Origin of the sequence: Moorena sp. SIO4E2, assembly GCF_010671945.1 — a bacterium.
Taxonomy (GTDB): domain Bacteria; phylum Cyanobacteriota; class Cyanobacteriia; order Cyanobacteriales; family Coleofasciculaceae; genus Moorena; species Moorena producens.
On sequence record NZ_JAAHIE010001321.1, the window covers coordinates 1 to 1,218 of the forward strand.

General features: G+C 43.8%; 1 protein-coding gene and 1 pseudogene. Both read left to right on the plus strand.

Going from position 1 to position 1,218, the window contains the following annotated elements:
• The coding region (locus F6K37_RS43335) for an oxidoreductase (RefSeq protein WP_287257335.1) at positions 1-491 on the plus strand (491 nt) is incomplete at its 5' end.
• 504 nt (positions 492-995) lie between these two features.
• A pseudogene (locus F6K37_RS43340) lies at positions 996-1,218 on the plus strand (cytochrome c); the annotation flags it as partial.

The window sequence follows — 1,218 nt, forward strand, 5'->3', positions numbered from 1 at the left end:
CCATCTTCTTGTTCTTGTGGAACCGAGTTTACAGAAAGGGTTCGACTCAGCCGATAATCGGCAAAGATGTACAGGATAAAGCCTTGGACGACTCCTTCCGGGAGTTTGTATCAAGTCAAACCATGCAAGAACTCCTAGATAAATACCAAGGTATTAGCATCAGTGATGCTCGGGAAATCAAAAAGCATGTGAATATCCCAGTCATCTGCACGGGAGGTTTTCAGCAAGCATCCTACATCCGTGAGGCGATTAGTGAAGGATTCTGTGATGCAGTTAGTATCGCCCGTCCTCTGGTTGCCAATAATGACCTAGTCCAGCAGTTTCAGCAAGGAAAAGACCTGCCAGACCGACCCTGCACCTACTGCAACAGGTGCTTGATCAATGCCCTACAAAACCCCCTAGGCTGCTACGATGTGCGCCGATACAATGATGACCACGACAAAATGATTGAACAGGTGATGACTGTATTTGATCCACCGCCATTCTCCTAATTCTTAATTATCTTTGTCAACAACGAAGAGTAAAAACCTCTTCTAAGAAACATTTCTGTTTCTTTACATCTATAGAAAATGCCATAGAGAATGCGATCGCTTTCCTCGAACGCTTGTTTCTATAGGAGTTAGGATATTACGGTAGATAGGGCTTGCTGCATCAAGGCAGAAGGCATACCCGACAAGGCTTTCAAGCCTTTTTTAACCAAACAAGTGCAAGGTTTTGGGATCTTGTCGCTCAAAAACCTTGCACTTTTGTGGGAAATCCCTGGGTTTTCTTGGGGAACCAAGCGGTGAAACTCAGATTTTTAAAGCTGTGTAGCCTCTAGAGTCGCTTTGTAGACTTATTCAGCAAGCCCTAGGTTGAGGGGGCACGGCTGTGTACCCCTACAAATGGCGTTAATTTTTCGATACAAGGGTAAGTCCTGATCTATTCAGGACTGAACACTTACGCACTATATTTAAACTGACGCACTATATTTATAGATCACAGGTAAGAAATTGATGAGTGAATCAGAAAACCCAACCCTACTCAAGGGTGTTTTCAAAAGCTTAAAGCGGTTTTGGCTTCTTATTATTGGAGTTGTACTGGTCATCACCCTAGTGATAGCTTGGCCGTTGATATCCAACTCCCCAGTTAGATATGCAGATATTAATGACCATTTTAAGTATGGTTCCATCGGCAGCGAGCCACTGAATGGAGTTCCCTACTGGATCTGGAAAGTAA